Origin of the sequence: uncultured Spongiibacter sp. (assembly GCF_964011655.1) — a bacterium.
GTDB lineage: Bacteria > Pseudomonadota > Gammaproteobacteria > Pseudomonadales > Spongiibacteraceae > Spongiibacter > Spongiibacter marinus.
In genome coordinates this window covers 161,759-185,941 of sequence record NZ_CAXGPO010000002.1, presented here as the reverse complement: position 1 = coordinate 185,941, position 24,183 = coordinate 161,759, and the positions used below count along the sequence as shown (strand labels likewise).

General features: G+C 59.3%; 19 protein-coding genes. 6 read left to right on the top strand and 13 right to left on the bottom strand.

Annotated features, from left to right (window positions below; genetic code table 11):
• Positions 1 to 23: 23 nt before the first annotated feature.
• A complete protein-coding gene (glnE, locus tag ABNS66_RS02155) occupies positions 24 to 2,927 on the bottom strand; it encodes a bifunctional [glutamate--ammonia ligase]-adenylyl-L-tyrosine phosphorylase/[glutamate--ammonia-ligase] adenylyltransferase (RefSeq protein WP_286836480.1) in 2,904 nt (967 codons plus the stop codon).
• 44 nt (positions 2,928 to 2,971) lie between these two features.
• Positions 2,972 to 4,756, bottom strand: coding sequence for a GspE/PulE family protein (locus tag ABNS66_RS02150; RefSeq protein WP_286836481.1), 1,785 nt, complete (start codon positions 4,754 to 4,756; stop codon positions 2,972 to 2,974).
• A gap of 148 nt (positions 4,757 to 4,904) precedes the next feature.
• Here ABNS66_RS02150 and ABNS66_RS02145 point away from each other — a divergent pair, with 148 nt between their 5' ends.
• The 3 genes from ABNS66_RS02145 to argE all read left to right on the top strand — a co-directional run bounded on the left by ABNS66_RS02145 (position 4,905) and on the right by argE (position 8,205).
• Positions 4,905 to 5,582, top strand: coding sequence for a TIGR00153 family protein (locus ABNS66_RS02145; RefSeq protein ID WP_286836483.1), 678 nt, complete (start codon positions 4,905 to 4,907; stop codon positions 5,580 to 5,582).
• A 32-nt stretch (positions 5,583 to 5,614) separates the two neighbouring features.
• Positions 5,615 to 6,880, top strand: a complete 1,266-nt coding sequence (locus ABNS66_RS02140) for an inorganic phosphate transporter (RefSeq protein ID WP_204997141.1) — start codon at positions 5,615 to 5,617, stop codon at positions 6,878 to 6,880.
• 137 nt (positions 6,881 to 7,017) lie between these two features.
• Positions 7,018 to 8,205, top strand: a complete 1,188-nt coding sequence (argE, locus tag ABNS66_RS02135) for an acetylornithine deacetylase (protein ID WP_286836485.1) — start codon at positions 7,018 to 7,020, stop codon at positions 8,203 to 8,205.
• On the opposite strand, the gene ybaK is transcribed toward argE, so the two are convergent.
• From ybaK to ABNS66_RS02115, 4 genes are all read right to left on the bottom strand, one after another.
• Positions 8,170 to 8,634, bottom strand: coding sequence for a Cys-tRNA(Pro) deacylase (gene ybaK / locus ABNS66_RS02130; RefSeq protein ID WP_204997139.1), 465 nt, complete (start codon positions 8,632 to 8,634; stop codon positions 8,170 to 8,172). The two genes, argE and ybaK, sit on opposite strands and share 36 nt — an antisense overlap.
• 59 nt (positions 8,635 to 8,693) lie before the next feature.
• On the bottom strand, positions 8,694 to 10,094 hold the full coding sequence (locus ABNS66_RS02125; RefSeq protein WP_286836487.1) for a PepSY domain-containing protein: 1,401 nt from the start codon (positions 10,092 to 10,094) through the stop codon (positions 8,694 to 8,696).
• Positions 10,094 to 12,229, bottom strand: coding sequence for a TonB-dependent receptor (locus ABNS66_RS02120; RefSeq protein ID WP_286836488.1), 2,136 nt, complete (start codon positions 12,227 to 12,229; stop codon positions 10,094 to 10,096). Before ABNS66_RS02120 ends, ABNS66_RS02125 begins: the two co-directional genes overlap by 1 nt.
• 94 nt (positions 12,230 to 12,323) lie before the next feature.
• A complete protein-coding gene (locus tag ABNS66_RS02115; protein WP_286836490.1) occupies positions 12,324 to 13,094 on the bottom strand; it encodes a TerC family protein in 771 nt (256 codons plus the stop codon).
• A gap of 108 nt (positions 13,095 to 13,202) precedes the next feature.
• Here ABNS66_RS02115 and ABNS66_RS02110 point away from each other — a divergent pair, with 108 nt between their 5' ends.
• Both ABNS66_RS02110 and ABNS66_RS02105 read left to right on the top strand, forming a co-directional pair.
• Positions 13,203 to 13,946 carry a pteridine reductase gene (locus tag ABNS66_RS02110; RefSeq protein WP_286836492.1) on the top strand — a complete coding sequence of 248 codons (744 nt, stop codon included), beginning with the start codon at positions 13,203 to 13,205 and terminating at the stop codon, positions 13,944 to 13,946.
• 288 nt (positions 13,947 to 14,234) lie between these two features.
• A complete protein-coding gene (locus ABNS66_RS02105) occupies positions 14,235 to 15,350 on the top strand; it encodes a LuxR C-terminal-related transcriptional regulator (RefSeq protein WP_204997132.1) in 1,116 nt (371 codons plus the stop codon).
• Here the strand turns inward: ABNS66_RS02105 and ABNS66_RS02100 are convergent, their stop codons facing one another.
• Complete coding sequence (locus tag ABNS66_RS02100) at positions 15,351 to 15,707, bottom strand: group 1 truncated hemoglobin (RefSeq protein ID WP_286695508.1); 357 nt, start codon at positions 15,705 to 15,707, stop codon at positions 15,351 to 15,353.
• Positions 15,708 to 15,796: 89 nt separating this feature from the next.
• Here ABNS66_RS02100 and ABNS66_RS02095 point away from each other — a divergent pair, with 89 nt between their 5' ends.
• A complete protein-coding gene (locus ABNS66_RS02095; protein ID WP_286836494.1) occupies positions 15,797 to 16,222 on the top strand; it encodes an Rrf2 family transcriptional regulator in 426 nt (141 codons plus the stop codon).
• Here ABNS66_RS02095 and ABNS66_RS02090 read toward each other — a convergent pair.
• The 6 genes from ABNS66_RS02090 to rpmB form a co-directional block, all read right to left on the bottom strand.
• Positions 16,219 to 16,944, bottom strand: coding sequence for a YebC/PmpR family DNA-binding transcriptional regulator (locus tag ABNS66_RS02090; RefSeq protein WP_204997129.1), 726 nt, complete (start codon positions 16,942 to 16,944; stop codon positions 16,219 to 16,221). The genes ABNS66_RS02095 and ABNS66_RS02090 overlap by 4 nt on opposite strands.
• A gap of 83 nt (positions 16,945 to 17,027) precedes the next feature.
• Complete coding sequence (locus ABNS66_RS02085) at positions 17,028 to 17,636, bottom strand: hypothetical protein (protein ID WP_286836496.1); 609 nt, start codon at positions 17,634 to 17,636, stop codon at positions 17,028 to 17,030.
• The gene (locus tag ABNS66_RS02080; RefSeq protein WP_286695506.1) at positions 17,629 to 20,952 is read right to left on the bottom strand and encodes a UvrD-helicase domain-containing protein; all 3,324 of its coding nucleotides are present in this window, start codon (positions 20,950 to 20,952) and stop codon (positions 17,629 to 17,631) included. Before ABNS66_RS02080 ends, ABNS66_RS02085 begins: the two co-directional genes overlap by 8 nt.
• The gene (locus ABNS66_RS02075) at positions 20,952 to 23,594 is read right to left on the bottom strand and encodes a PD-(D/E)XK nuclease family protein (protein ID WP_286695505.1); all 2,643 of its coding nucleotides are present in this window, start codon (positions 23,592 to 23,594) and stop codon (positions 20,952 to 20,954) included. Before ABNS66_RS02075 ends, ABNS66_RS02080 begins: the two co-directional genes overlap by 1 nt.
• 127 nt (positions 23,595 to 23,721) lie before the next feature.
• Positions 23,722 to 23,892, bottom strand: coding sequence for a 50S ribosomal protein L33 (gene rpmG / locus ABNS66_RS02070; protein ID WP_022959072.1), 171 nt, complete (start codon positions 23,890 to 23,892; stop codon positions 23,722 to 23,724).
• An 11-nt stretch (positions 23,893 to 23,903) separates the two neighbouring features.
• Complete coding sequence (gene rpmB, locus ABNS66_RS02065; protein WP_022959071.1) at positions 23,904 to 24,140, bottom strand: 50S ribosomal protein L28; 237 nt, start codon at positions 24,138 to 24,140, stop codon at positions 23,904 to 23,906.
• Between the last annotated feature and the right edge of the window lie 43 nt (positions 24,141 to 24,183).

Below are 24,183 nucleotides of genomic sequence, written 5' to 3'. Positions count from 1 at the left end.
TCCTGAAAATTACTGTTATGCGGTTATTGCTCGTCGAATATCTGTTGCCAGATTCGACGCACGGCGCCGCGTTCCTCTGCGAGGGCCTCACCACTGAGTTGTCCCTTTTGTTCCTGCAAGCTGGCCCGGTGCGACTGGCTGCGAAACGCGATATAGGCCTCGATCAAGGCCCGGGCATCAGCCTCGGGAATCAAACCTTCTTGTTGAAGGGACTCCAGGATCCGAATATTGTCGGTGTGGTAGTGCAGTGGCGGGTGCTGATGCGACCAAGCTAAAACGGCATATTGCACCATAAATTCTATATCAACGATACCTCCAAGGCCTTGTTTGATATCAAATTCGTGGTTTTTTTCACCGCCTGACGGCAACAAGTGCTGGCGCATCTTGTCGCGCATACTCAGTACGTCTTCGCGCAGCTTGGCAAGATCGCGCTCGCTGCCCAACACATCGGCGCGCAGCTCGGTAAATTTTTCGGCCAGTACCGGGTCACCGGCCACCACCCTCGCCCGCACCAATGCCTGATGCTCCCAGGTCCAGGCCTGACCGCGCTGGTAGTCGCGAAAGGCCGAGAACGAGCTTACCAACAGCCCCGAGTTACCCGACGGCCGCAGGCGCATATCCACTTCGTAGAGCTGACCGAGACGGGTTTGCGCGGTAAGAATATGAATGATGCGCTGCCCCAGGCGGGTATAGAACATGGTGCCATCCAGCGGGCGCTCGCCATCGCTGACCACGCCGGCGGGTACGTCGTGCACGAATACCAAATCCAGGTCTGAGCCATAGCCCAGCTCGATACCGCCCATCTTGCCGTAGGCAAGAATCACAAAATGGCGGCGCGGGTCGTCGCCACAGGGGGTGCCGTGTTTCTCCACCAGATTCTGCCAGGCGATATCCACGACAAATTCCATTACCGTTTCGGCGATAAACGTCAGGTAGTCGCTGACCTTCATCAGCGGCAGGCTGCCGGTAATTTCCGAGGCCGCCACCCTGAGAACATGGGCCAGGCGGAAGTAGCGCAGCGCTTCCATTTGCGCTTCCAGGTCGTCCTCGGGAATGCGCAGCAGGCGCTGGCGCAACTCGCTGCGCAGACCGTCTTTGTCGGGCACTGAGTACAGGCTGCTGGCGTCAAGCAATTCATCCAGCAACACCGGGTGCGCCGCCAACTGCCGCGACACCCAGGGGCTGGCATCGCACAACCTGACCAAGCGCCCCAGCGCGGCGGGGTTTTCCATTAACAACACCAGATACGCGGTGCGGCGCAGCACGGCTTCGATCAACGGGATCAACCGCAGGAAGGCGCGACCGCTGTCTTCCGCCTCCTGAACCTGCTCCAGCAGCAGCGGCAGGAAATCGTCCAGGCGCTCCCGCGCACTGCCCTGCATGCGCTGCACGCCGGCCCCGGTTAATAGCGCCAGCAAGCGCCGCGCGACTTCGGCGGCATCGTTGTAGCCCGCCGCTTGCAACTCTTCGGTCAGTGAGTCGGCATCGGGGTCGTTCAGCAGCACTTCCCAGCGCTGAATCGCTGCGCGATCGGTGCTGCCCTCCTCTTCTGGCGCGGCAATAATATTGGCAAAGTGCTCATCGACACGCTGGCGGTGTTCGGCCAGTGCCGCCGTGAAGGCCTCCCAGCTGTCAAAGCCCATACTCAGCGCCAACGCCGCCTGAGGCGCCGGTGCATCGGGCAGCTGCTGAGTCTGCTCGTCGCGCCAGGCCTGAATGGCATGCTCGGCGTTGCGCAGGAAGACATTGGCCGCCTGCAGCTCGTCCACCACCGGGGCGGGCAACAGCTCCATGTCGCGCAACTCATCGAGAATAATCCGCAGTGGGCGCTGCTGCAGGCTGATTTCCTGACCGCCGCGAATCAACTGGAAACACTGGGCGATAAATTCAATTTCGCGGATGCCGCCCGCGCCGAGTTTGATGTTGTTGTGCAGGCTGCGGCGCGCGACCTCGCGCTGGATCATCGCCTTCATATCGCGCAGCGACTCAATAGCGGAAAAGTCCAGATAGCGGCGGTAGGTAAACGGCCGCAGGCTGGCCATCAGGCGTTGATTTGCCGCTTCGTCACCGGCAATGCAGCGCGCCTTGATCAGCGCGTAGCGCTCCCAGTCCCGCCCCTGGTCTTGGTAGTACTCTTCCATGGCGTCGAAGCTGACCACCAGCGGCCCGCTCTGGCCATAGGGTCGCAGCCGCATATCCACGCGAAACACAAAGCCGTCGGCGGTGCGCGCATCCAAGGCCTTGATCAAACGCTGCCCAAGGCGAATAAAGAATTCCTGATTGTCGACGCTGCGCGGGCCACCCACTGTGCTGCCCGCTTCGGGATAGCTGAAGATCAGGTCGATGTCTGACGAGAGGTTCAGTTCACCGGCGCCCAGCTTGCCCATGGCAATAACACTGAGCTGCTGTGGGCGGCCGTCGGCAGACTGCGGCTCACCCCATTCCCGGCACAACTCGCGGTGCAAAAAAGCCAGCGCTTGCTGCACGCATACATCGGCCAGAGCCGAGAGTTCGGCAGTGGTGGCGACCATATCGCAAAGGCGGTTCAGATCGCGCCACACCAATCTTAACCAGTGGCGGTAGCGAAACTGACGCAGGGTTTTGGCCAGCTCGTCGGCATTGCTGCAGGCGTCGCACTCGGCCGCCAGTTGCTCAGTTAACTCGCCGGCGGACAGCGGTGCATCCAATAGCCCCTGCTGTTGCAGGTCGATCAGCGCCTGTGGAAAACGCTGGCAGTAGTCGAGAAAAATCGGGCTGGCCGCGATCGCCAGCAGCAGTTTGGGGCGCGCCTCCGACTGGGCAAATTCCTGATACCACTGGGCCTGCGGCTCGCTGCAGCGCTGAAGAAAACTCTGCCAACGGGCATCTAAACCCTCGGCAAGTAGCGCAGGTAACTCATCGGTTTGCACGTTTAATGCTGTGCTCATACATCATCCCCATCAGGCGGGCGGTTATGGATTCGGTGCGCACCCTAGTGCGACTGCACCGGCGGCGCCACGCGCATAATTTCTGCAATGGTGGTCTCGCCAGCGGCCACCTTTCTCGCGCCACTGAGGCGCAGTGTTTTCATACCTTTTTTCATCGCCAACAGGCGCATCTGGTCCAGTGCCACATCGTCTTGAATCGCCGCCTGCAGCTCGCCTTCGAGGGTGAGAATTTCATAAATGCCCTGACGGCCGTAGTAGCCGGTGTTGCGACACTCCAGGCAGCCAGTGGCGGCAAAGTAGCGCGCAGGCGGTGACAGTTTCCAGGGCGCGGCCAAGGCGGCCCATTCACTGCCGGCAGGGTCGGCTTCACTGCTGTCGACGGCGGTTTTGCAGTGCGGGCACAGAGTGCGCACCAAACGCTGCGCCATCACCCCGAGCACGGTGGCGCGAATCAGGTAGGCGGGCACGCCCAGCTCCAGCAAGCGGGTAACCGCAGAGGGCGCGTCGTTGGTGTGTAGGGTAGAGATCACCAAATGACCGGTAAGCGCCGCTTGAATGGCCATTTCGGCGGTTTCCAGGTCGCGGATCTCGCCGATCATAATAATGTCCGGGTCCTGGCGCAGCAGCGCGCGCACGCCCCCGGCAAAGTCCAGGCCGATATTGTGCTGCACCTGCATCTGATTGAAGGCCTCTTCGACCATCTCGATCGGGTCTTCAATGGTGCAAACATTTACCTCGGGGCTGGCGATCTTGCGCAAGCTGGAATAGAGCGTGGTGGTTTTACCTGAGCCGGTGGGGCCGGTGACCAACACTATGCCGTGGGGCGCGCCGATCATCGACTGCCAGCGCTGCAGGTCGTCGCCGCGCAGGCCGAGTTCGTCAAAGCTGCGCAGCAAGACCTCGGGGTCGAAGATACGCATGACCATCTTCTCGCCGAAAGCGGTCGGCAGAGTGGACAGCCGCAGCTCTATTTCCTGCCCGGCGGGGTTTTTGGTTTTCAGGCGGCCATCCTGAGGGCGGCGTTTTTCTGCCACATCCATACGGCCGAGAATCTTGAGGCGGCTGACCACCGCCGTGAGCACGGTTGCGGGCAACTGGTATACCGTGCACAACACGCCGTCGATGCGAAAGCGCACATTGCCCTGGTCGCGGCGGGGCTCGATATGAATATCGCTGGCGCGCTGGTCGTAGGCGTATTGCAGCAGCCAGTCGACAATATTCACCACGTGGCTATCGTTGGCATCCAGGTCTTTTTGTTTGCTGATTTCGAGCAGCTGTTCCAGGTTGGTCGTGCTGCTGCGCTCCCCGGTGCTGGCGCCGCGCACCGAGCGCGCCAGGCTGTAGAACTCCACGGTATAGCGGTCGATGGCATCGGCGTCGGCGATCACCCGGCGAATAGGGCGATTCAATACCTGCTGCAAATCACTCACCCAGCCATCAACGAAGGGTTCGGCGCAGGCGATCACCACCTCGGCCGGCGTGGACGCCACCGCCAGAATGCGATGGCGCTGAGCGAAGGCAAAGGACATAACCTCGGTGACCGAGGGCACATCAATTTTTAGAGGATCAATGCGCTGAAAGCCCAGCCCGCAGCGATCGCTCAGCCACTGCAATAGAGTGTCTATACTGAGGGTCGCCCCGCTGCGCCGCGCATCGGCAAGTTGCTGGCTGGCCAGGTAATTGAGCGGGTGCTGGAGGCGCTCGCCTTTGCGCGGTGGATTAACACCGGCGCGCTTGGCAGCAACTGGCTCAAGCAGGCCGTCGTCAACCAGCTGCCGGAGTAGCACTGCGGTATCGAGGGGGCCCTGTGTTTTCAGCGAGTTGGGCATTGAAGCTCCGAATTGTCATATTTTGTATTTATAGTACGGCAAGCCGCTCAGCCAGCGAGAGGCGACCGTGCAAAAAACTGGAGGGGGCGACACTGCGTCCGTATAATCGCCGCCACTCAACTACTCATGTGCGCAAAGGAGCCTTAACGTGCCCTTAAATAAGCTAAACAACCTGTTTGGTAAGTCACCCTTTGAACCCATACAGGAGCATATTAAGAAAGCCGAGGCCTGTGCGATAGCCTTGCAGCCATTTATTAATGCGGTTATCGACAAAGACTGGCAAGGCGCCGAAACCGCTCAGCAGCAAATTGTTAAGCTGGAGCACGAGGCAGACCTGATCAAGAAGCAAATCCGCCTCAACCTCCCCAGTAATCTTTTCCTCCCCGTTCCCCGCTCCGACCTTCTCGAATTAATCAGCATGCAAGACCGCATTGCCAACTGCGCCAAAGATATCGCAGGCCTGATGCTCGGTCGCCGCATGGAGATTCCTGCATCACTTGTCGACGATATGCGCAGCTACGTCGACCTGGCTATTGCCACATCGTCGCAGGCCAAGAAGGCCATCGAAGAGCTGGACGAACTGCTGGAAACGGGCTTTCGCGGCCACGAAGTAAAGCTGGTTGAGAAAATGATCGAAGAGCTCGATCGCCTCGAGTATGAAGCCGACCAATTGCAGGTAACGATTCGCGCCGAACTTTACGGCATTGAGCGCGACCTGCCGCCGGTGGACGCCATGTTCCTCTACAAAATTATTGAGTTGATCGGCGAGCTGTCGGACAAGTCACAAAAAGTCGGCTCACGCCTGCAAATTATTATTGCCCGCTAAGCAAGGGTTTCACACGTATTTAAGGAAGACTCATGTCTATCATTGCTGAACACGGGCAACTGCTGCTGATTCTCGCCTGCCTCTTTGGATTTTTCATGGCCTGGGGCGTTGGTGCCAACGACGTGGCCAACGCGATGGGTACCTCGGTTGGCGCCAAGGCGCTGACCATTAAACAGGCGATTCTTATCGCCATGCTGTTTGAATTCTGCGGTGCCTACCTGGCCGGTGGCGAAGTCACCCAGACTATTCGCAAGGGCATACTCGACCCCGCCTATGTTGCCGACAGTCCCGAATTACTCGTCTACGGCATGTTATCGGCGCTACTTGCCGCTGGCACCTGGCTGCTGGTTGCCAGCCTGATGGGCTGGCCGGTTTCCACCACCCACTCCATTGTTGGCGCACTGGTCGGTTTTGCCGCCGTGGGTATTGATGTCGACGCCGTCGCCTGGGGCAAAGTCGGACAAATTGTCGCCAGCTGGGTGGTCTCTCCGGTGCTCGCGGGGACGATTTCCTTCGGGCTGTTTATCAGCGCGCAAAGCCTGATCTTGCGCGCCGAAAAGCCGTTCGAAGCAGCGAAACGCTACATCCCTTACTACCTGTTCTTGGTCGGCTTCATGATCTCCATGGTCACCATGGTGAAAGGCCTCAAGCATATTGGTTTGGGCCTGACCTTTGGCCAAAGCCTGATGTACGCCGCCGTAGCGGGCCTGATCATTACCTTTATCGGCAACCTGTTCCTGCGCCGCATTAAGGACGAGCCCGACCCGACTGGCCATTCGCGCTTTGCCAGCGTCGAGCGCGTCTTTGCGGTACTCATGGTATTCACTGCCTGCGCCATGGCCTTTGCCCACGGCTCCAACGATGTGGCCAATGCCATCGGGCCGGTCGCAGCGGTGGTTAGCGTTATTCAGTCCGGCGGCGAAATCGCCGCAAAAGCAGCCCTGCCCTGGTGGGTATTGCTGCTGGGTGCTGGCGGTATTGTGTTCGGTCTGGCGACTTACGGCTTTAAGGTTATCGCCACCGTTGGTACCAAGATCACCGAGCTGACCCCGAGCCGCGGCTTTGCGGCCGAGCTGGGTGCAGCCTCAACCGTTGTGCTGGCATCGGCCACCGGCCTGCCCATCTCAACCACTCACACACTGGTGGGTGCCGTGTTGGGCGTAGGCTTGGCACGCGGTATTGCGGCGCTGAATCTGCGCGTGATCCGCAACATCTTTATGTCGTGGATCGTGACCCTGCCCGCGGGTGCCGGCCTGGCCATTATTTTCTTCTTCATTTTCAAAGCCACGCTGGGTTAAGCCAGCGCTTCGCCGCCACTGCCGAGGCCATAGCGCTGGGCAGTGGTGGCTGGACCGATTCCCCCCTCACACCCTATTCGCTGCCCATTTTCCTGCCTACAATGGTGGCTTTACTGCCGTTGAGTGCAAACCACACCATGAAACACCCGCCATTGGTAAATATGCTTCGCGAGCTGATCGCGCTGCCGTCGATCAGCGCCACAAGCGACAAGTGGGATATGGGCAATCAAGCTGTGATCGAGCAGCTGGCCAACTGGTTGCGCCCCCTCGGTTTCGAGGTGCGCGTTATGCCGCTGGCCACACCGGGCAAAGCCAATCTGATCGCCAGCTACGGCAGCGGCAGCGGCGGTTTAGTGCTGGCCGGGCACAGTGACACCGTGCCCTATGACGATGCGCGCTGGCAGTCCGACCCGTTTGCACTGAGCGATCGCGACAACCGTTTTTACGGTTTGGGCACCGCCGATATGAAGGGCTTCTTTGCCCTGGTGATTGAGGCCGTAAGTAGCTTGCTGAGCCACGACTTCAAAGCGCCGCTGATTATTCTGGCAACCGCCGATGAGGAAAGCAGCATGGACGGTGCCCGCGCGCTGGTGCAGAGCGATATCTCGGGGGCGCGCTACGCGGTAGTGGGCGAGCCTACCGGGCTAAAACCGATACGCGCGCACAAAGGCATATTAATGGAAGGCATTACCATTACCGGGCGCAGCGGCCATAGCTCGAACCCGCTATTGGGCAACAGCGCCCTGGAGGCCATGCACGAAGTGATTGGCGAACTGCTAAACCTGCGCGGCGAGCTGCAAGAGAAATACCACCACCCCGGCTTCGCGGTACCCACACCCACCATGAACCTGGGCTGCATTCACGGCGGCGACAACCCCAACCGTATTTGCGGGCAATGCGAGCTGCATTTTGATATTCGCGCAATTCCCGGCATGGATACCGACGAGGTTCGCCAACGCATTCAGCAACACCTCAGTCCCATTGCAGAGCGCCGCAAAATCAATATTGGTTTGCGCTCACTGATCGGCGGAGTAGATGCCTTTGAACAGCCTGCGGACTCGGAGCTGGTGAAGGTTGCGGAACAACTCACGGGGCAGAGCGCCGATGTGGTCAACTTCGCAACTGAAGCGCCGTTCTTCCAGCAGCTGGGTTTGCAAACCATCGTCATGGGGCCCGGCTCTATCGACCAGGCCCACCAGCCCGATGAATTTATTGCTCACGACCAGATACAGCCCACCGTGGCGTTAATTCAGAATTTGGTAACGCGCTTTTGCCTTGCGCCGCCGGCCTCAGCAGAGGGGCGCGTAACACCCTCGGCAGAGTGACAGCAGGTCGTCGGCGGCCAACTCGATTTCTAACCCCCGACGCCCGGCACTGATGTATATGGACGGTAAATCTGCGGCAGACTCGTCGACAAAACTGCGCAGCGCTTTTTTCTGCCCCAGCGGGCTTACCCCACCGAGTACGTAACCGGAACTGCGCTCCACCGCTTTCGCCTCCGCCATCGCCGCCTTTTTAGCCCCGGCTGCCTTGGCCAGTTTTTTCATGTTCAACATGGCGGCAACAGGCACCACGGCGACCACCAATTCGCCGGTGGCGAGCGCGGCCACCAGCGTTTTAAACACCCGCTCGGGCGGTAAACCCAGCTTGTCCGCCGCTTCTAAGCCATACGATGCGGCACTGGGGTCGTGTTGATATTCGTGAACGCAATGGCGAATACCCGCCTTGCGTGCGAGTTCAATAGCCGGAGTCACGGGTAGGCCTCACAAACAAAAGCGTGAGTATAGCGCCGCACTCGGGCGGCCGGGTAGCATCAGCCCGGCTTGCCCTGACGCAGTCGCCGGCAGTACAGGAAGACGCCGAGCGCAAAACTGGCGGCAATGCCCAAGGCGAAAAGCGCCGCCACCGCATCGCGTGCATCGCGCCCCAAGCCGTCGAGAAAATGCCATTTATGTAGCCACGCAAAGCTCCAGCCTTCGGCCCGGTCGCTATCGCGAACATGGGCGGCCAACACGCCGCTGCGAGGCTCAACATAATAGCGATCGCCATTTTGCAGATTCTCGAAAGCCACTACCGGCAGGCGCTTATTGATGAAGCCATACTCGCCTTCAAAGCGTGTAATCCACACTGCCTCGCCCAATTCGGCATTGCCGGAATAATAGCGGGCAAGCTCTCGGGCGTGCTGCGCTTCACCACCGGCTAGCATCTGACTGCTGGCAGCATGCACATAGCCGAGTTCACCGGACTGCCATACGCGAAAATAGGGCTGGCCCTGCACCGCAACCAATTCGGCCTGGCGGATGCCATCGCCCAGCGGGCCCCAGTCCAGCGACAATTCACTGGGTGAAAAGGCGACGCTCGGCGTTGCGCGGCTCGGCGCCGGATTGTGTTTTTGCAGCAGGTGCCATGCGCCACTGACGCTGAAGGTCACCGTTGTTAAAGCCACCACGATGCCCAGGCGACGATGCCAGGTTCGCGCCGCGCTGCCCTTGCGCCAACCGCGGCCGGACCTCGCCTGCATAACATATTGGCCAGCGCCCATTACACCGACGACAATACCGCCGAACAGAAACACCAGCATCGCCCCGTGTCGCAGTTGCTCATTGGGGATAAACACCCAGTTGTGCAGATTGCGAAACAGCGCCGACCCCGCCGCCTTATTGGCATCGACCATCGCGGCCAGACGCCCGCTGGCAGTGTCGACATACACCCGCAGTACGTCATCGCGCGCAAAGGCAACGCGCTGCACCGGCAGCAAGCGATTGATAAACAGATAGTCTTCACTGAACTGCCGCTGCTCCGTCAGCTTCGCCACCGGGCTGGCCTGGTCGCCGCTAAAGTGCCGTGCCAGCTGCGTAGCATAGGCCTGTTCGGCGTGCGGCAGCAGTTCGGCGCTGCGGGCGTCGAGCCACAAAACCTGCCCCGCGAGGGCCACGCGATACTGCGCGCCCTGGCCCCAGTCAACCAGTCGCAGCGCCGTAACGGGCGCGGCAATACCGGCGCGCTGCAAGGCCTCGGCCGGACTCAGTAGTTCGCTACCCGACATTGCATTCAGGGGGTAGCGATGTTGATCGGCCACCGGCTGCAGGCGAGAAATAATGGGGTGGGCGAGACCACTCAACCCCCAGGCAATAATACCGACGGAGACCAGCGCCCCCAGCCGCATGTGCCAGCGCAGCAGCAGGCCGACCAGCGCGGTGCGTGTCCTCGCCATTACCAGTCCACCTTCACACCGAGTATCGCTGTGCGGGGGCGTCCAGGTGTATAGCTCGGCCCCCACTTGCTGGTGGTTTCCGCGTAGCGACGGTCGTCGACGTTGAGCACGCGGCCATACACGCTCAGGGTGTCACTGAGCGGGTATTCTGCGCGCAGATTTAACAGCGCATGGCCCTTGTAGCGGTCGCGGTCATTGGCATTGCCGTCGTCCCCGTTGGCCTCATCCAACCAGTGCGGGCCCTGATGGGACCACTCCACTTCCAGATAGCCGCCCTTGAGCGCCAGCGGGTGATAGTTGAGCCGGATATTGGCGAAGCTGCGCGGGGCATCGGGCATGTCGTTGCCGCTGAAGTCGCCACTGCGGTCGACCCAGTCGCGATATTCATGTTGGTTGCGGCTGTATGCCACGCTCACGTCCAGGCTGCTGCCCAGGCGCTGAGCCACACCCAGTTCAATACCGCGGTGGCGGGTTTCACCGGCGTTGGTATTGCGTCGCGCGCCCGTGCCGGTGTCTTGAATACTGAGGATATCGTCTTCCTTGCGCATATCGTAAAGGCTGATTTCAAAGCTGCCGCGATGCCCCCACTCCCCTCGCAGCCCCACTTCAATACTGTCGGCTTTCACCGGCTCCAGAGCGGTTGAGTCCTGCGTACTGCCGCTGCGAAAGAGCTGCCCGGCCGAGGGAATACGAAAGGCATGGCGGTAGGCCAGATAGGCGTTTAGGCGCTCGTTGATGTCGTAGATCAGCCCCAGTTTCGGGCTCAGGTGTTCAAAGTCGATGGCCTGGTCACGGGGGCGCAAATGAAGCGGCGTGTCCGGGCCGGATAAATGGTCGCGGTAGTCATAGCGAATGGCGTCGTAACGCAGCCCCGCCGTGGCGCGCAGGCGTGAAGAGAGCTGGTGCTCTATATGCACATAGGGCGATACCGAGGTGAAGTCGACCGTAAAATCATAGAGCCTGCCGGCGCGACGATAACTCTGCCAGTAATTACCGGGATCGTTGTCGCTGCGCTCGATATAGTCCTGGCGGGTGTCGCCGCGACTGACATCGATATCCACCCCGGCAATGTAGAAACTGCTTTCGGCAAAGTCGCGCCGAAACTTGGCGAGCAGGCCGAGAGAGTCGTGGCCACTCTGGTTGATATGCGCGTCCTGCGAATCCAGCGCCGCGGGGCAACTGGGGCACCACGGCGGTGGTGGCTGCACGCGACCGGTGTTCAGCGTCCACGTCGCGATATAGTCCAACTGGTTGCTGCGCAGATAGGGTGTCAGGCTCAACAGGCCCTTATGCGTCGTTTTTTCAAAAGCGCTGGAGAGACGGAAGGCCTTTACGTCGCGAAAGCCGATGGTGTTTCCCGCCTGCTGCGGGTCGTTGCGAAAGTCATCGTAGCGCAGCCCCGAACCGCCGGTCGCCATATTGATCACGCTGCCACTGGCCACGGTGTTCACCGTCCAACGCTCGCCGAGCTGACGATACCACGACGCCACCAACTCCTGACGCTCGCTATCGGTGTTGTCGCGCCAGCCGCCGTTGTGGCTCAGCGAGGCGCTGAGGGTGTAGCTGTTCTCGTCGCCTACACTGGCCGTGCGCAACTGCGCGCGCAGCCAGTCGTGCTCGCCCGCCTCCACACTCACACTCGCCCGGTCTTGCGACGGCGGCTGTCCCACCAGGCTGTTGATGACGGCGCCTATTGCATCGGAGCCATAAAGCGCCGACCCCGGCCCCTTGATCACCTCCACACCGTTACCCAGTGCGGTGTTCACCTCATACAGGGCATTGTGATTGAAGAAGCCCGCGCTGCGAGTGGGCACGCCGTTCTCCAAATAGAGGTAAACCGGGCCGTACGACACAGGCTGACGGATCGCCGCCGCAGCGCCCTCGCCACTGGAGCCCAGCTGAACAATATTGACACCCGGAATGCGATTTAATAGCTCGGCCGAGTGGCCGGGGTTTACCGCTTCCAACTCGTCTTGACCAAGGACACCAACGCTGGCGGCGACATCCTGTAGCTGACGCGCCTCGCGAGTGGCGGTAACCAATACGGTTTCGAGCTTGCTGTGCTCCGCCGCCGCCCATTGACTAGATAGCGCCGCCAGCAGTGTCAGTAGGCCGGCAGGTAAACGAGATGACATAGTTCGCCCCAAGTGCGTAAAAAGGCGAACATTCTAGTTATCTACAGGGTTTGCCGAAATGCGACCAATTGTCGCAGGCCCGCCCCGCCGGCAGCTATTCGCTCAGGCGCTTGCTCAAGGCGATCTGGCTGCGTTTGCGCACGCGAATATTGAGTATTTCCACTGCAAAGGAAAACGCCATCGCAAAATAGATATAGCCTTTGGGAACGTGAACATCGAGGCCCTCGGCCATCAGCGTCAGGCCAATCATCAGCAAAAATGACAGGGCGAGCATTTTGATAGTGGGGTGACTGTCGACAAAATTGCCGATGGGTTTTGCCGCAAACAGCATTACCGCCACCGACACCACAATGGCGATCACCATCACGGAAATGTGGTCGACCAGGCCCACGGCGGTGATCACCGAGTCCAGCGAGAACACCATATCCAGCATCGCGATCTGCACCATCACCGACGCAAAACTGGCCGACACCGGCGCCGTGCTGGTTTCGTCGGTAATCTCCAGACTTGCATGAATCTCGTGGGTGGACTTCGCCAGCAGAAATAAGCCGCCGACCACCAGAATGATATCGCGCCCCGATATCTCTTGCCCGAACGCCACAAACAAGGGCTCAATCAGGCCCATAATCCAAACCAAACTAAACAACAGCCCCAAGCGCGCCAACATTGCCAGAGCCAAGCCCAGGCGGCGCGCTTTCTCACGCTGCGCCGCCGGCAGTCGACCCACCAGGATCGAGATAAAAATAATATTGTCGATACCCAGCACGATCTCCAGTGCAACGAGTGATGCCAGGGCAACCCAGGCCTCGGGGCTCGCGATCCACTCAAACATGATCAATACTCGCAATGGGAAAACGCTGAGCATAGCGCGACATCCGCACGGCGCAAATACACAGTGGAGATTCCGCAACAAAATCCTTATAAAGCGCGCCGTGACTTGCGATAATTCCGCGCCAACCCCGCCGGAGAGCTTATGAACCCGCCCCCCGTCGCACTGATTACCGGTGCCAGTCAGCGCATAGGCGCAACCATTTGTCGCAAACTGCACGCGCAGGGCTACCGCGTGATTATTCACTGTCGCCGCGAAAGCCCCGCTGGCACGGCCCTGCTCGAAGAACTCAATCAGCAGCGAAGCGACTCGGCCGTTATGCTGTACGCCGATCTGGAAAAGATCGCCGACGTGGAGCGCCTGGCCAGCGACGCCCTCGCGCAATGGCAGCGGCTGGATGCCTTAGTCAACAATGCTTCTGGGTTTTACCCGACGGCGCTGGGCGAGGTAAGCGAGGCCGACTGGGACAGTCTGCTGGGTAGCAATGTCAAAGGCGCATTCTTTCTCAGCCAGGCGCTGGTTCCGGCGCTGCGCAAGCACCGCGGCGCCATTGTGAATATTGTCGATATCTACGGCGACAAACCCCTGCAGGGCCACCCGGTCTACAGTATTGCTAAGGCTGGCTTGGCAATGATGACGCGATCACTGGCGGTGGAGCTGGCACCGGACGTGCGCGTGAATGGCATTGCCCCCGGCGCAATATTGCCGCCGGTAGCCAGCGATGCCTTTGGTGAGATCGAACAGCGAAATGTGAGTGAGCGCGTGCCATTGCAGCGTTGGGGGAGCGCCACAGATATTGCCGGCACAGTCTGGTTTTTGCTCCAAAGCGATAGCTATATCAACGGCCAGATTATTGCCGTTGATGGCGGGCGCAGCATCTCGATATAGCCGCAATCACCGCCTTAGGGCCTGTTAAAACTAATAAGTGGGCATCCCTTCCCATGGGCGAACTTCCTGGCCGGCCCGGTTCCACGGCGAAGTCCTTGTGACATTCGCAAGCGACACACTTCTCGCCGCAGACACTCACTGCCGACCTAACAAGCAGTGAATGTGGCGGGACGGGTTTGCCCAGCGCCAAGACTAACTATATAGTCGAGGCTCTACCTCCCCAAAATTGGGGACGGCGAAAGGAGTCGCTGTTCACTGCCAGGGATGCACCGGCGCAATGAAAAATACATGGACAACGACAGACTGTCGCAGCTCATTGGAGAGCTCTATCGCCACGCGGATCAGGCAGACGGCTGGCTAGCCTTTTTCTCACTGCTGGAATCGGACATTCCCACCCGCTCTACCACCTTAATGCTGGAAAACACGCAGGAAAAAAACGGCGACGTTATGCTGAACCGGCATATCGACGAGAGCGATATGCAAAGCTATATCGATTACTACCTCAAGCGGGATGTCTGGTCGGCCGAGCTGATTAAACGCCCGCCGAAAAAATTTCACGGCAGTCAGGAACTGTCGGACAAAGCCTTGCTAGCGTCTGAATTCTACGCCGACTATGCACGCCCCGCCGATGTTCGCCATGCTTGCGGCGCTTATATAGAAGACCCAAGTCAGGGGCGGGCGTTTCGCGTTACCCTGCAACGCAGCCACAGTCACCAGCCCTTTAGTCGCGACGAGCTGACCTCTCTGGATGCCTTTGTCCCCCATATTCAGAACGCGCTGGCCATTCACAAGCGCAATATCGATGGCGAAATTACCCGCATGGGCCTGGAGGCGGTAGGACGAATTGTCGATAGCGCGGCCTTCTTGCTCAGCCCAAGGGGCGAACTGCTGTCTCACAACAGCATGGCAGAAGCGCTACTGAAACGTGGCATTGCCCTGCATCGCGGTCGTCAACTGCGTTTCAACCACCCACAGCTGGATCGTCACGCCGCGCAACTTTTCAATGACTTGATGGCGTTTACCGACAATAAGCAACGCCAAGCGCGCCGCTTTGCCCGAATTGGCGACAGCGACAATGGCTATCAAATGAGTGTGGAACCCTGGCTGATTCCGTCGATACGGCCCGGTTACCAGGAGCTTGGCGCACTGCTGCAGCTCAAACCCAACACCTTGCGCAGTCAATTGAGCCACCAGGGCTTGCGCAAGCTATTCGGCCTTACCGCTAGCGAGGCCAGCGTTATTCAAGGCCTGGCAGACGGCTGCTCAGCGGCAGCCATTGCCCAGCAACTGGGGGTGAAAGAAAGCACCGTGCGCAGCCACATTAAATCCAGCTACCAAAAGCTGGGCGTGGGCAAACAGTCGGAACTGCTAAGCGTGGTGTTTTCTTCCCTGGCCCGGCTTTAATTAGCGGTTCAGTACGTCGTCGCGCACACTTTCCGCAATATTGGCCACTTCCTGAATATCACCGTCGCCCACGCCCAGCTCTGACAGCGTGGCGGCCAAGTCTTCAACAACGGCGTTGAAGTGCTCATCGTTCAAGCCCATACCGGCGTGTGCGTTGCGCATGTCCTCACCGGTGTAATCATTGGGGCCACCAAACACCATGGTTAAGAAGGCTTTCTGCTTGCGGGCCTGGGCGAACATATCAATATTTTCAAAGAAGCTATTGATGCGCTCATCTGCCAGCACCTTTTCGTAAAAAATATCCACGGCCTTGTCTACCGCTGCTTCGCCACCTATGCGCTCATATAATGTTGTCATTATCTCTCTCCGATTAAAGATGCATAATAAATGCATGTTTTGAGGCGCTATAATAGCCACGACTTCAGTGTCAGGTAAAGGGCTGATAGATGAAATTAAGTAAACATACGGACTACGCCTTTCGCAGCCTGATATTTTTGGCGGGGCAGCCGCCGGGGCAGCGCGTTACGATTCAGGATATTTGCGACTTTTACAGCATTTCACCGAACCATGTATCGAAGGTCATCATGCAACTGGTGCGCAGGGGTGAGGTTGAATCTGTGCGGGGGAAAGGTGGTGGTCTGAGTTTGGCTAAGGCCCCTGAGGACATCGCGCTGCTGGACATCGTAAAAGAGTTTGAAACTACTTTGCAGCCGATCAACTGTGCCGAGCAGCCCTGCAGGATTATGGGCAACTGCGCCTTACAAGGACTGCTGGGCAACGCCGTGGGCGCCTTCCTGGAAAGCCTGGCACCCTACACGCTCGCCGATATTACTAGCAGCGAGGTGCAGGTACTGCGCCTACAGGCTGATTAGTCAGCCGGCAGCTCGGCGCTGTGGTAGATATTTTGCACATCGTCCAGCTCGTTGAGCATGTCCATGAATTTTTCAAACATGGGCATATCGTCTTGGCTGATCGGCGCGGTGGTTTGGGGCAAAAACTGAATTTCTTCGACATCAAAATCGATGCCCTCAAACGTTTCTTGCAGTGCCTGTTTGGTCTTAAAGAATTCCGTATGCGGCGCAAACACACTGATTTTGCCGTCTTCGCACTCAATATCGCTGACGTCCACGTCAGCCATCATTAGCGCCTCCAACACCGCCTCTTCGTCGTCACCGTCAAAAACAAAGATCGCAGAGTGGTCAAACATGTGGCTGACACTGCCCTGAGTACCGATCTTGCAGTTGGTTTTGGTAAACGCCAGGCGCACATCGCCAAAGGTACGGTTTGGGTTGTCGGTTAAACAATCCACAATCACCATGCAGTTACCGGGGCCAAAGCCCTCGTAGCGCGCAGGGGAGAAGTCTTCGCCGGCACCGCCCTGCGCTTTATCCAGGGCATTTTTGATAACGTGGCTGGGGACTTGGTCTTTCTTTGCGCGGTCCAACAAACTGCGCAGAGCCAGGTTGGCATCGGGGTCTGCCCCTCCCGACTTCGCCACCACGTATATTTCGCGGCCATACTTGCTGTAGACCTTGGTTTTGGCGGCGGCCGTCTTGGCCATAGACTCTTTTCGGTTTTGGTAGGCTCTGCCCATTACGCAGCTCCGCGTGTTGGTTAAATTAAGGTCGGCGATTTTAGCTTGCCAAAGCGCGCTCTGCCAATCGCCTGACGGTTTGGCTAAAACTCGAACTTCAGCGGCGCGGTGTTTTTCTGTTCCAACACCACCGGCAATCGGAAGTTTTCCGGCATGCGCTTCATAATATAGCGGCGGCCGTTGTCCACATGTTGGTAGCGCATCAATTCGCTACTCAGGTGATCGATGCGGTAGGCGTCGTAGTGCGACGGGTTCTTCGCATTGGCCAGCTTCATACCGTCAACCATCACCCAGCCGCGAAAAATACGAAAGTACACATCCCCCGAAACGCCCCAAAAGCCCACCTCGGCCTGGCTCTCTACCCGACCGTCGGGGTGCGTGCTGCGAAAGTCTGTGCGGTAGGTGCCATCTTCGGCTCGCTCTACTAACCACTCTTTGCGAATACCGGTTTTGCTATTGGCAATGCCATACCACTTACCCAGCAGGGCTTTGCGCGCCTGCGCGGTAGTCAGGCCGCCGCCATCTGCCGGCGCGGAACGAACGTCACCCCGAGACTCCACGGCGGGCGTGCCGGCAAGGCTGGCACCCTCAAATTCCACCTGCTGGCGGTCTACCATTGAGCTGCATGCCGACAAACTGGCTGCCAGAATGCCCGTTAACACCAGGCTGCCCAAGCCAGAGAATTTAATCATCTTGTCCATCCAAACAAAGCAGGCGCTGATGAGCAGGAAAATACAGCGCCGACGAAATCGGACATTCTAACCCAGTTGCCTGCAAGGCCTCTCGGTATATCTGCATTTTATTGCTGTAGCGCTCACGCTGGGCCGCCAGAAAGGTCTCCAGAGAGCCCCGTGCCTCAGCCGTTTTATAATCGATAATCCAACAGCGCGGTTGCTCGCCGCGATTGTCGATAAACGCGCGATCGAGAATGAGTGTTTGCCACTGTCCTGCCATCAAGCGACGAATGGTTTGTTCACTGGCCTGCCAGTCGTAACTTTGCAGAATCCACTGCCCCTGCTCACAGGCCAGTGTGTTGTCGAGTAAGTGCAGCACTCGTGCCAGACTGTCTTCCAGGCCCGGCTCGGGGTGGCAATGATGGCGCAACCGCTGTCGCAATGCGCCGACCAATCTGGCGCGGTCATCTATCAGCACCCGGCTCGTTTGCTGGCGCCCCAGCCGCTCCATTAATTCGTGGAACACAATACCGACTGCGCGCTCTTCAATATTGTCTTCAAGCACCGCGTTTTCGGTCTGGCGCTGCACCCGTTGCAGCGGCGACTCCGGGTACACCTCCGCCTGCCAGGGCGGCTGCAGTGTCACAGAAAAGTCGCGTAACCTCGGTGCCAGCGGCACTCGCAGCGGCGACGCTTCATCGCCGTCCTGCAGCAGCTCGGCGGCTTCGAAGTCAGCCGACACCACCGGCCATAGCCGCGCCAGAAAACTTGCCGCATCGGGCTTGAGGTCGTCTTTACTGTTCATTTTCGCCACGCCAAACAGGTGCAGTTCCACCTTCGCGCGGGTGAGTGCCACATAGAGCAGGCGATCCAACTCTTCACTAAGCGCCTGCTTCTGCACGCCACACAGGTAGTCGTAAAGCCGCTGCTCATCACCGCCACTGCGCTGCGGCTTGGGGGCAAACAGCATGTGCTGTTGCAGGCGCTGCCAGGCCAACAGTGGCCGGTCATCATTGCGGCCGCGATTGCCCAGGCCCGGCAGGATCACCACATCAAACTCCAGACCCTTGGATTTGTGAATGGTCATCAACTCCACGCGGCTGCTCGGCGGCGCGGCGAACAACCGTGCCAGCGACGATTCAAAGGCCGCGATGTCTTCGAGAATACCCGAGGGCGCGTGCTCGTCGAGCACCGCAAGCACACGGTCGATATCAGCTTGCTGGTGCGGCGCAATACAGGCCGGTCCGCCCAAGCGGTGCCAAAGGCTGCGCAGTGCCCAGCGCAGGTCGCGACTCTCCGGCCGCGAGTCCAGCCAATTCAGGGCCTCGACGAGGCGTGTGCAAACGCGCCGCCCCTCGTCACTGAGCGCGGTGTTCTCGGCACTGGCGTAGAGGGCGTCGCGCAGAGGCATTTCGGTTTCGCGCAGGCACAATAGATCGTCCCAGCTCAGGCCCACGAAGGGCGCTCGCAACAGGCCTGACCAGGCAACCTCATCGGCGTCGTGCCACAGCGCCCGCAGCATAGACAGCAGATCCATTACCGCCGGCAATTGCGCCAGGCTGTCGATATCCTGACCAGAAAAGGCAATATTGGCGGCTTTGAGAGCTGGGGTAATCTCCCGTAAGTGACTGCGGCCGCGCACCAGGATAGCGATACTCGCCTCGGGCGTTTCCCGCTGCACACACTGGATAATTCCCACCACGTCCTCTGCCTCGCGGCGGGCGGCACTGGCGCTGGCATCGACATCTTTAGCCACCGCAATGGGGTGAACCTGCAGTCGTCCGAGATTTTGCCGCTGTGGCAGCGCTTCTACATAGGCACTGTCACGCTCGGCAAACAAGCCGCGAAAACAGCTGTTAACCCAGTTGACCAGGGTCGGCGATGATCGGAAGTTAGCGCGCAGCTGCAGCAAGTCGAGGGATTTTCCCGCAAAGCCGGCGGACTGGCGCAGGTCATCAAACAGGCTGACTAAGCTGCCCCGAAAGGCGTAGATGGATTGCTGTAAGTCGCCGCAGAAGAATACCGAGCGCCCGTCATCCGGTGCCCAGTCCTGGCACAGCGCCTTGAGCAGTTCGATTTGACTGACCGAGGTATCCTGCATTTCATCGACAAGGATGTGCTCAATGCGATCCTCGACCAGCATGGCGTCACTGACCTCCCCTGCACTTCCGGTGCGAAGGGCATGAATGGCGCGCAGGGCAATTTCACCAAAGTCGACGCCGCCGCGCTGTTCAAACACCAGCCGCAGCTGCGCCAGCAGGTAGCGCAGCGCCACGCAAAAATGCCCCACCAGCTCGCGGGAACCGTCGGGTAAGGTAGCAGGTGGCAGCGTTGCCAGCGCCTGCCAGTGCGCCGCCAGCGCCTCCGGTTCGCTTTCCTGAGCGCGCGTCAACCAGTCTTTTGCCTGTTCGGTTCCCGGCTGGCCCTTTTTAAATTTGGCGTGCTGCACCGATCCCGGCTTATAGAGCTCACCGCTGCCTTTGCAAATACTGCGGCCCATCTCCGCCAACACCGGCAGATCCGTTACGGTAATCGCCTCCGGCTGGGGCAGCTGCGCCGCCCAACTGTGTGCATCGCAGCTACCGGACGACTCCCGGTAGGCGGCAAACAGCTCGTCGATGCCAAAATGCTGAAGCGGCGTCCAGTGGCGCTCAAACGCCTCGCTCACCAATGCCGTTAGTGCCTCGTCCATCACATCGAGGTCAGCGCTGAGGATATCTTCCTGCCATTGGTCGCGCTTGGCCAACAGGGCCGACAGCAGCGGTTGCAAGGTTTCGATGCGATTGCTGCCGTAGCGCAGCAAACTCTCCAGCGCCTCGCGCAGCGGCGCCGGACACTGTGGGTCGTCGAGTTGACGAAATAGCTCCAGAATTGCCTCGCGGTAAAGCGCCTCGCTGTCGCTAACCGGGGCGGCGGCGCCCAAGCCTGACAGCAGTGGCAAGCGCCGCACCAGGCTGCCACAAAAGCTGTCGAAGGTGGCAATACGCAGGCGGGCGCTATTTTCCAGCAGGTTCCAGCCCAAGCGGGCCTGGTGCTCACGCACCGCCAATACGGCGTCGCGAATATCGCGGTCGAACACACTGTTGATCGGCATTGCCTCTGCCGACTGCAAAGCCGCCATCACCCGCTCTTTAATCTCGCCCGCCGCTTTATTGGTGAAGGTGATGGCCACCACTTGCTCTGGGCGTTCCACACAGAGCAGGCAGCGCAGATAACGCAACAGCAGCACGCCGGTTTTTCCCGAGCCTGCGGGCGCACTGAGCAGCACCGAACGAGCGGGATCAACTGCCTGCTCGCGCTGGGATTGATCGGGAGGACTGAGTAGTTCGCTCATTATTCGTCCTCCGAAGTGGCGCTATCGCGCAGTAGCGGCAGCAGGTACGCACTAAAGCTGCGATCCAATTGCGTGCTGTAGTCGTGGGCGATATTGCCCGCCAAAATGCCCTCCGCCATGCTTTGCAGGGCGCCCTCCCAGGCACGAAGTTCGGCCTGCCACTTATCGGGGCTTTCGACATCATTGCCGTGGGCCTTTTTGGCAATAACACTGTTGGCCCAGTTGCTGCGCATATGCACTTTCAAGTCGTCGGGGCTGCGCAGCTGGGCCAGCATCACCCCATCGACGGGGCTGTCTTCGCTCGCGGCCAGCGCATAAATAGGCAGTTGCGGCTCAGTCAACGAGTCACTATTGAGCGCCTTGCCATCGATGCTGCCGGTTTTGTAATCGATAACAAGGCGCTTGTCGCCGATGCGATCAATGCGGTCGATGCGAAGTTTTAGCGGAATTCCCATTAACTGGGTATCCATTGCTGTTTCCAGGGCAACGACCTCAAAGTCCTGCAGGCGCGCTTTCTCCTTGTATTCCAGCCAATGGCTAATCAGTGCCACCACGCGCGTCTTTTCAAGTTGCATCAGCGACTCGCCAAAGCGTTGCGGGTTGATTTCCGAGCCCTGCAAGGCCTCGTCCACACACTGCGCCACCAGCCGCTCTATCCCGGCAAAGTCCAGTGCGTCCAGCGCGGCCTTGCCCCCCAAGCGCTGCCACACTTTTTCCAGACTGTCGTGAACCAAAATCCCCTGCAGGCGATGATCCAGCCCCTCCGCGGGCCGAGGAAATTCCTTGAGGCGCAAACGGTATTTTAAAAAGGCCAGAAAGGGGCTCTGAGCGTATTCTTTAAACAAACCACTGCCGCCGCGCAACCGCGCCCGCTGCTCCGGGGCCACCGGGCGTACCGCATCTGACTGCGGATGTGTTAACTGCCCCTGACAGCGAACCGGCAACTCCCCATCGGCCGCCTCTGCCGCGGCCATCGCCGGCAGCAAACTACAGGGCGCCCGGGGTGTGCCGCTGGGGTCTTCGCCTGCATAGCTGCACATCAACACCGGGGCGCTGCGCAATATTTCTGCAAGCAGGGCGCGATCGCGCTGCAAACACAAACCGGGCTCACAGCCATCAACCTGCGCCTGGCGCTGCAGGTGCAGCGGTAAAAACGGTGACGGTTCAGCGCGGCGCGGCAGGGCTGCATCATCGAGCCCAGCGATCCAGGCGCCGTCGAAGTGCAGGCCGAGTGCCTCCTCGTACTGCAAGACCCGTATGCGGGCCGGGCTTCGCCGGCTGACGGCGAAGCGCTTGGTGGTCAGAATATGCTGCAGCCAGTGCAGGGCATCGCTATGAGCAACCTCCCCCAACTGGCGGTCCAAGGCGCGAAACACATCCATGGCCTGGCTAAAACCGCGGCGACAGTCTGCAACCACGGGGTCATCGCTGTCAGCATTCGGCCACCCCGCCGCCAACAGCATTTGGTCGAAACTGCGCACCCAGGCCGAGGGCAGCTGCCGCGACGGCTGCGCGCTAATGTGAGAGTGCAAGGCCTGCAAAACATCGACCCCGGCGTCCTCGCCAAAGTACGGCGCCAAGGCCAGCATGTCGCCAAGCTGACATTGCACCGCTAAGCGGTCGCGACAGAAACGATCATACTGCGCGCGCGGCTGGCGCATGGCTGGCCAGTCCGCCACAAAGCGGCTGCGCAACACGCGACTCAGCTGCTCCAAGGGCAGTGCGCCCTGACGCAGAGAGATCACATCCCAAGCCGCCCGAATGAGTGGATACGCATATAGGCTCTCGCTGCCCTCAAAGGCCCAGGGCGCTTCCTGCGCCTCGCCCTCGACATAGAGCGACTGCGGAAATACCCGGCGTTGCAGGGCGCGCTCAAGCGGGGCGCGGTAATTATTCATGTCGGCGACCAACACCGCCAGATTCGCCTCGGGCTGCTGCGATAGCTGCCCGGCCAACCAATTGGCAATGGCGTCGCACTCTTGCTCAAGCTGGGTCGCGCCGCACAAGCTCGGCACTGCATCAGGCGGCGTGTCGTAGAGCTGAAAACACTGCACACCCTGCGCGCGACACTGCTCGACAAATGCGTGCGTGGCGGGTGTTAAATGCAGCAAGGGCGAGAGAACTAAACGCGCCGGCAACTGCAATAGCCCCTCGGGTAACGCGGCACTCAGCGCTGCTGGTAACTGCTCCGCACTCATCGCGTCCAGCTCGTCCAGCGCCTCCTGCATGGCGCTGCGCCAATGGAAAAAAGCCTGGTACTCGGCGGAAAACAGGTAGTCTTCACGGTTACTGCCAAGGCAGTAGGCGGCGTGAATTTGGAAAGCATCGACAAACTGGCGAACAATGGCGAGGCTATTGAGACAGTTGGCTGGGAAGAACTCGCTGCTTTCGATGATCTTCTGCGCGATTGCCAACAGCTGAATGGGCCGCAACACCTGGCGACTGGGCAGGCTCTCGTCCCACAGTTCAGCCAACCACTGCGCAACAGGAACAACGCTCATGGTTTCCAAAAAGGCCTGATCGTGCTCGCCCCGCGCCACCGCAATGCGCTCCCGTAACTGGCGGGCACTGGCATCACTGGGCACGAGCACCACACTTTTGCCGTCCAGGTTGAGCAGCTCTTCAAAGTGTAGTGGCGTCATTCAGCATCCTTGTGTTGCTAATCTGGGTGTGGCCAAAGCCAGTATTATTGCAAAAGTCTGAGGCAAAAACGTCAGGCATAAAAAAAGCCGCGACCAGCGCGGCTTTTTGCAATCTCGCGAAGAGGCCTTACTTGATTTTGGCTTCTTTGTAGATCACGTGCTTGCGAACAACCGGGTCGTATTTTTTAAATTCGAACTTGTCCGGAGTGTTACGCTTGTTTTTAGTGGTCGTGTAGAAGTGACCAGTGCCCGCGCTGGAGACCAGACGGATTTTATCGCTAGCGCCTTTCTTCGCCATGATGGTTCTCCTTAGTATTTTTCGCCACGGGCGCGCAGATCAGCCAGAACTGCATCGATGCCCTTTTTGTCGATGATACGCATGCCCTTGGCAGATACGCGCAAGGTTACGAAACGTTTTTCTGCTTCAACCCAGAAACGGTGGCTGTGCAGGTTTGGCAAAAAACGACGACGGGTGCGGTTTTTTGCGTGGGATACATTGTTACCGGTTACCGGACGCTTACCAGTAACTTGACATACTCTGGACATGATTTTCCTTCGCCTCTTTAAGCTTTTTACGCAAAAAAGCCCG

What these genes read in the sequence shown, in the direction of transcription:
- glnE (WP_286836480.1), bottom strand. Translation starts at nt 2,927, where the DNA reads ATGAGCACAGCATTAAACGTGCAAACCGATGAGTTACCTGCGCTACTT.
- ABNS66_RS02150 (WP_286836481.1), bottom strand. Translation starts at nt 4,756, where the DNA reads ATGCCCAACTCGCTGAAAACACAGGGCCCCCTCGATACCGCAGTGCTA.
- ABNS66_RS02140 (WP_204997141.1), top strand. Translation starts at nt 5,615, where the DNA reads ATGTCTATCATTGCTGAACACGGGCAACTGCTGCTGATTCTCGCCTGC.
- argE (WP_286836485.1), top strand. Translation starts at nt 7,018, where the DNA reads ATGAAACACCCGCCATTGGTAAATATGCTTCGCGAGCTGATCGCGCTG.
- ABNS66_RS02125 (WP_286836487.1), bottom strand. Translation starts at nt 10,094, where the DNA reads ATGGCGAGGACACGCACCGCGCTGGTCGGCCTGCTGCTGCGCTGGCAC.
- ABNS66_RS02120 (WP_286836488.1), bottom strand. Translation starts at nt 12,229, where the DNA reads ATGTCATCTCGTTTACCTGCCGGCCTACTGACACTGCTGGCGGCGCTA.
- ABNS66_RS02115 (WP_286836490.1), bottom strand. Translation starts at nt 13,094, where the DNA reads ATGCTCAGCGTTTTCCCATTGCGAGTATTGATCATGTTTGAGTGGATC.
- ABNS66_RS02110 (WP_286836492.1), top strand. Translation starts at nt 13,203, where the DNA reads ATGAACCCGCCCCCCGTCGCACTGATTACCGGTGCCAGTCAGCGCATA.
- ABNS66_RS02105 (WP_204997132.1), top strand. Translation starts at nt 14,235, where the DNA reads ATGGACAACGACAGACTGTCGCAGCTCATTGGAGAGCTCTATCGCCAC.
- ABNS66_RS02100 (WP_286695508.1), bottom strand. Translation starts at nt 15,707, where the DNA reads ATGACAACATTATATGAGCGCATAGGTGGCGAAGCAGCGGTAGACAAG.
- ABNS66_RS02095 (WP_286836494.1), top strand. Translation starts at nt 15,797, where the DNA reads ATGAAATTAAGTAAACATACGGACTACGCCTTTCGCAGCCTGATATTT.
- ABNS66_RS02090 (WP_204997129.1), bottom strand. Translation starts at nt 16,944, where the DNA reads ATGGGCAGAGCCTACCAAAACCGAAAAGAGTCTATGGCCAAGACGGCC.
- ABNS66_RS02085 (WP_286836496.1), bottom strand. Translation starts at nt 17,636, where the DNA reads ATGATTAAATTCTCTGGCTTGGGCAGCCTGGTGTTAACGGGCATTCTG.
- ABNS66_RS02080 (WP_286695506.1), bottom strand. Translation starts at nt 20,952, where the DNA reads ATGAGCGAACTACTCAGTCCTCCCGATCAATCCCAGCGCGAGCAGGCA.
- ABNS66_RS02075 (WP_286695505.1), bottom strand. Translation starts at nt 23,594, where the DNA reads ATGACGCCACTACACTTTGAAGAGCTGCTCAACCTGGACGGCAAAAGT.
- rpmG (WP_022959072.1), bottom strand. Translation starts at nt 23,892, where the DNA reads ATGGCGAAGAAAGGCGCTAGCGATAAAATCCGTCTGGTCTCCAGCGCG.
- rpmB (WP_022959071.1), bottom strand. Translation starts at nt 24,140, where the DNA reads ATGTCCAGAGTATGTCAAGTTACTGGTAAGCGTCCGGTAACCGGTAAC.